The 5,518-nt window shown below is 47.4% G+C and carries 5 protein-coding genes and 1 pseudogene; 4 read left to right on the plus strand and 2 right to left on the minus strand.

What is annotated here, in order from left to right:
- Nucleotides 1-71: pseudogene (locus FNY10_RS27120) on the minus strand (replication initiation protein); the annotation flags it as partial.
- A 627-nt stretch (nt 72-698) separates the two neighbouring features.
- Between FNY10_RS27120 and FNY10_RS26415 the strand changes: the two are divergent.
- The 3 genes from FNY10_RS26415 to FNY10_RS26430 all read left to right on the plus strand — a co-directional run bounded on the left by FNY10_RS26415 (nt 699) and on the right by FNY10_RS26430 (nt 2,437).
- Nucleotides 699-1,040 carry a MobC family plasmid mobilization relaxosome protein gene (locus FNY10_RS26415; protein ID WP_071599364.1) on the plus strand — a complete coding sequence of 114 codons (342 nt, stop codon included), beginning with the start codon at nt 699-701 and terminating at the stop codon, nt 1,038-1,040.
- 677 nt (nt 1,041-1,717) lie between these two features.
- Nucleotides 1,718-2,215, plus strand: coding sequence for an MbeB family mobilization protein (locus tag FNY10_RS26425; protein ID WP_020325392.1), 498 nt, complete (start codon nt 1,718-1,720; stop codon nt 2,213-2,215).
- A gap of 6 nt (nt 2,216-2,221) precedes the next feature.
- Nucleotides 2,222-2,437: an MbeD family mobilization/exclusion protein gene (locus tag FNY10_RS26430; RefSeq protein WP_015328239.1), complete on the plus strand. Its 216-nt coding sequence runs from the start codon at nt 2,222-2,224 to the stop codon at nt 2,435-2,437.
- A 446-nt stretch (nt 2,438-2,883) separates the two neighbouring features.
- Here FNY10_RS26430 and FNY10_RS26435 read toward each other — a convergent pair whose 3' ends face one another.
- Entirely contained in the window at nt 2,884-4,014 is a 1,131-nt protein-coding gene (locus FNY10_RS26435) for a DNA-methyltransferase (protein ID WP_101990832.1), read from the minus strand.
- Nucleotides 4,015-4,090: 76 nt separating this feature from the next.
- On the opposite strand from FNY10_RS26435, the gene FNY10_RS26440 reads away from it, so the two are divergent.
- Complete coding sequence (locus tag FNY10_RS26440) at nt 4,091-5,158, plus strand: CfrBI family restriction endonuclease (RefSeq protein WP_101990831.1); 1,068 nt, start codon at nt 4,091-4,093, stop codon at nt 5,156-5,158.
- The last annotated feature ends 360 nt before the right edge of the window (nt 5,159-5,518 follow it).

A 5,518-nucleotide genomic window follows, 5' to 3' on the forward strand; every position in this document is an offset into this window, starting at 1 on the left:
TCCGGGTTGGACTCAAGACGATAGTTACCGGATAAGGCGCAGCGGTCGGACTGAACGGGGGGTTCGTGCATACAGTCCAGCTTGGAGCGAACTGCCTACCCGGAACTGAGTGTCAGGCGTGGAATGAGATAAACGCGGCCATAACAGCGGAATGACACCGGTAAACCGAAAGGCAGGAACAGGAGAGCGCACGAGGGAGCCATCAGGGGGAAACGCCTGGTATCTTTAAGTCCTGTCGGGTTTCGCCGCCACTGATTTGAGCGTCAGATTTCGTGATGCTTGTCAGGGGGGCGGAGCCTATGGAAAAACGGCTTCGCCGCGGCCTTATCGTTTCCCTGTTCAGTTTCTTCCTGGCATCTACCAGGAAATTTCCGCCCCATTCGTAAGCCCGCACCGCTCGCCGCAGCCGAACGACCGAGCGTAGCGAGTCAGTGAGCGAGGAAGCGGAATATATCCTGTCTCATATATTCCGCTTACGCTCCGCTGCTGCATTTTTCTCCTGCCACATGAAGCACTTCACTGATTCCCGCACCCGTGCCAACATAGTAAGCCAGTATACACTCCGCTAGCGCTACGTGACTGGTTCAGGGCTGCGCCCCGAAACCCGCTAAAAGCCACTGACGCGCCTGCGGCTTGTCCAACCCCGCGCCGACCGGGAAAGGCTTTCCCGTCCGTCACGGCGTTATCAGGAGGCGATTCTGGCAGATAAACGCAACAAGATGCTCACGATGTGGGTGACGGAAGACGAACACCGGCGGTTGCTTGAGCGGTGCGACGGAAAACAACTGGCGGCGTGGATGCGCCAGACCTGCCTTGATGAGAAACCGACACGCGCCGGCAGGCTTCCCTCGATTTCGCCCGCGCTGCTGCGTCAGCTTGCTGGCATGGGCAATAACCTGAACCAGATCGCCCGGAAAGTGAACGCCGGTGGTGCCGGTCATGACCGGGTGCAGATCGTGGCAGCGCTGATGGCGATCGATGCCGGTCTGGAACGGTTGCGGCATGCCGTACTGGAAAAAGGGCCGGACGATGATTGTTAAATTCCATCCCCGGGGTCGCGGCGGGGGCGCCGGTCCTGTGGATTATCTTCTGGGTAAAGACCGGCAGCGTGAAGGTGCCAGCGTCCTGCAGGGGAAGCCGGAAGAAGTCCGGGAGCTGATTGATGCGTCGCCGTATGTGAAAAAATATACCTCGGGGGTGCTGTCATTCGCGGAGGCGGACCTGCCGCCGGGTCAGCGTGAAAAACTGATGGCCAGCTTTGAGCGGGTTCTGATGCCCGGACTCGATAAAGATCAGTACAGCATTCTGTGGGTGGAACACGCAGACAAGGGTCGTCTTGAGCTGAATTTTCTGATCCCCAATACCGAATTACTGACGGGGAAACGCCTCCAGCCGTATTACGATCGTGCCGACCGGCCGCGCATCGATGCGTGGCAGACAGTGGTCAACGGCAGGCTGGGGCTACATGATCCGAACGACCCGGAGAACCGGCGGGCGCTGGTCACGCCGTCAGGACTGCCAGAAACGAAGCAGGAAGCCGCAGAGACGATTACACGGGGTTTGCTGATGTTAGCCTCATCAGGAGAGCTGAAAACGCGTGATGACGTCACAGGGGCGCTCACAGCGGCCGGTTTTGAGGTGGTCAGAACCACAAAAAACAGTATCAGCATTGCCGACCCGGACGGGGGGCGAAATATCCGACTGAGGGGAGCCATTTATGAGCAGTCTTTTAACGGCCTCGAGGGACTTCGAGGAGAAATCGAAAGCACAGCAGCAGCTTACCGAAGAGAGGCTGAAAGCCGCATTCAGCAAGCACGAGAACGTTGTCAAATCGGAACTGAACGCAAGCGCGAAGAGAATCAACGACGCCATCAGCGCCCACGAACAGGGGATGAACGCGGCGATGCAGTCGAACCGGCTGAGCGTGCTGCGAATGGTCGGGCGGACGTGGCTGACCATCACCATGGTGTCAGGGCTGCTGTTCGCCAGCCTGAGCGGGGTGCTGTGGTACCAGGGGAACCGGATAGCGGCGAACCTGGCGGAAATCAGGCAGCAGAGAGATACGCTGTCGAAACTGCAGATGCAGACGTGGGGCGTGACCTATCTGGAGAACCGCAACGGACGGTTTCTGGTGCTGCCGGAGGGGATGAAAGCCGAAACGGGCCGGACGGTGGACAACAAGACGCGGAACGCGGTGAAGCTGGTACGGGAGTAGAGCAGAATGACGGAACTGGAAAAACAATTGCTGAGCGCGTTAGAGCAGCTACAGCAGGACTACTCGAGAAGGCTGGACGAGTGGGAGAGCGCCTTCGAGGAATGGCGGAAGATGTCTGGTCTTATGCAACGGGAGAACGCGGCGCTGAGCGAGCGCGTGTCGGGCTTGAGCAGGCAGGTGCAGAGTTTGAGCGAGCAGCTGCGCCGGTTATCGACAGGCTGAATGAGATTGAGCAACAGCGATACGGGCAAAGAACGGAAAAGGAACCAGAGAAGACAGCAGATCTGGTACCGGAACGGCAACGCACATTATCTCATGGTGACAGGGAGTATGGAGACTGATAAACGCCCGTCTCAGGTGGCCTGAGCGTGACGGGGATCATGGCCATTTTCTGCGATTTCAGCACACAGAGAGTCTTTTTTAACCGAAATCACCGGCTATGCAGTGATGTGAATAAGTGATGCATATGCGTAAAATAAATCAGGTGCGTTTCTGGTGGTTTTCGGTGTACTTGCCACCACCTTTTGCCCGTCAGCCATCAGAAACGCCCTGAGGCCGTTTTCGCGGTGCGCGTAAGAAGGGATTATGGTAAATTCGAGCTATCGGTAGGAATAAAAAAGCCGCCTTTCTGGCGGCTTTCACCAAATTAAATTTATGCCATCTTTTTATTAATTTATGATTTCTAGGTCACCACCTAGCATGGTTTCTTCTATGATTAGATCAATATACTGCTCTGATATTTCACACATCACAAATTTTCTACCTAAATCAATTGCTGCTTTTGCTGTTGTTCCTGAACCAGCAAAAGGATCTAAAACGACATCGTTTTTGAATGAATAGTATTTTATAACTCTTTCTGCCAGCTCATAAGGAAATGTAGCAGGATGCTTTCTATAACGAGAAGGGTTTATTTTCCACAGATTGGTCTTTTCGTAACCGTCGCCGATTTTTGATTCAAAAACATCCTCTTTGCTATGATGGTTTCTTATGTTCCAATCTATTAATTTATCGGTTTTTTTTCTGTAAACAAGAATATACTCAGTTACTGGAACTGGTTTATATTGCAACGGATTGCGGTCAGCTGCGAATCGGCGACCCCGACCTAAAGCCCATCCAGCTCCTTCTGGCTTGACCCAATGTATATCATCTACGAATTCGTAGCCTTCTTCAATAAATAATCTATGTAAATCAAAAGGCACAGCTATTCTTTTTGATGCTTCATTTCGTGACGCCCTTCTTATTAAAACAGGGGAGACATTGATAACAAAAAATCGGCCTTCACTCAAAACCCTATGGCACTCTTTTATTACTGATCGTAACAAAGAGAGGTACTCCTCATATGTATGATATTCTGAATACTCGGGTTTGGCATTATAATATGGCGGTGATGTGAAAACTAAATTCACTGATTCATCAGGTAATTTCTTTAAAGTCTCCGCACAGTTACCTTGTAACAAAGTATTGTTTAATGGGGACTTTGATATTATTTTTTTCCCTTGCTTTACCTTTTTCGGTGTATGACTAACCTCCATTGCCTTTTTGATAAGAAATGGAGATTTCGAGCTTTTTTCATGGTCAATAGTTGATGTTCTTGAATTTATAACTATTTCACCAATTCTTTGACCTGTTATTACTAATGGTACACGCCATACGTGGTATCGGTCATCGACTTCAGGCAACCCAAAAGAAAATTTATCAACCAAGTCTAATTTTTCTAAGTGCGACTTCGCTATTTTTTTCGCTTGAGTCGTAGAAGTTACCAAATAACCTCTGTTTAAATAGTTGTTTTTAATCGTCATTTTTCCTAACTATCGATCTGTTACCATACAACCTGCTATCTTAGCATCTCTTTTTTACTATGTCCATGGTGAGGATATGAATTTCAAGGATAAAAATTGTTTCCCTAATGAACTCATAGCGTTAGCGAAAATTTCAAAAAATGATGTGTTAGATAAATTTGGGCCTGATGTTTTTAAAAAGGTTGTTTATGATGTTTTAACAGGTAAAAATGTTCGTGAATTTACTGAAATATTAACTCGGACTAGGTTGTTAGAAAGCAATCTCTCTTTATTTGATTTTTTCGTTGATAAAATGAAAGAGGGGTTAACGCCAAAACAGCTTTATCTTATTGCAAAGGATGCATTATCGAACAAGGCTTATATTAAGTCTAATCAACCAGTCCTTGAATGGATGGTTATGATGACAAATAAGCAGACGCAAAATGTTTTAAGAGATGATCATGGAGATGGTTTCGACAGGCTTGCTTTAAGGACGCAAGAAGAAATTCTTCAAATAAAAAATAAGTATGAAGATAAAATTGGCGAGATATCTATTGGTGGGCAAAAGGTATCGTTAGAAGATTTTTGCTATATTCTTTTGTCACTTGGCTCACAAACATTAACTATTAGAGGGTCTGAGAAATCTCTTCATGGCAAATATTTTGAAAAACTAATACTTGGATCTTTGTTTACAATAATGGGGTTTGAATACAAAGAAAAAATTGAAGAGGGTTTGAATGATAAATGCTTCACTCTTTCAACAAGAGCTGAGGATAGGGAGTCAGATGCTACTCTGGTTTTTAATGGGAAAGCTATTAGGGTTGATATTGGATTTATAGGTAGAGGTAATACAGAAATAAGTTTAGATAAAGTATCTAGGTTCAGACGAATAGATGACATTGGTGGGGTAACACATAATGTAAGTACAATGATTATCGTTGATGTTATTGGTGATAGAAGTAGAATAGCTGATATGGCTGAAGAGATTGATGGTAAAGTTGTTGCGATGAGTGACCCGTATTGGGTTGCAAAGGTCTCTTCCTATGTTAGCTCAAAATTAAATGTAGATGATCTTCTAGAGGATAAACCTCAGCTTAAATATATACAGCCTTTTATATCGGATGCTCTAGATAAAGTAGATCTGGAAAAATACATTAAGTTATAAGATATTGTAATCCTTGACTACATGCTTATTAAAAGCATAATCTCTACATAAAGAAAAACCACCGCTACCAACGGTGGTTTTTCGAAGGATCAGGAACCTGCAAGTTTCTGATCCGTGGTAACAGTCTTGTGCGAGACGTGTCACCAAATCCGTCCTTCCAGTGTAGCCTCACTAAGGCCTCCACTTCAAGAACTCTCGATACATCTCTCGCACATCCTGCTTACCAGTGGCCGTTGCCAATGGCGCATTTGCACGTCTATCCGGGTTGGACTCAAGACGATAGTTACCGGATAAGGCGCAGCGGTCGGACTGAACGGGGGGTTCGTGCATACAGTCCAGCTTGGAGCGAACTGCCTACCC

Source organism: Klebsiella sp. Lac1 (assembly GCF_009825425.1).
In the GTDB taxonomy this organism is placed as follows: Bacteria; Pseudomonadota; Gammaproteobacteria; order Enterobacterales; family Enterobacteriaceae; genus Klebsiella; species Klebsiella electrica.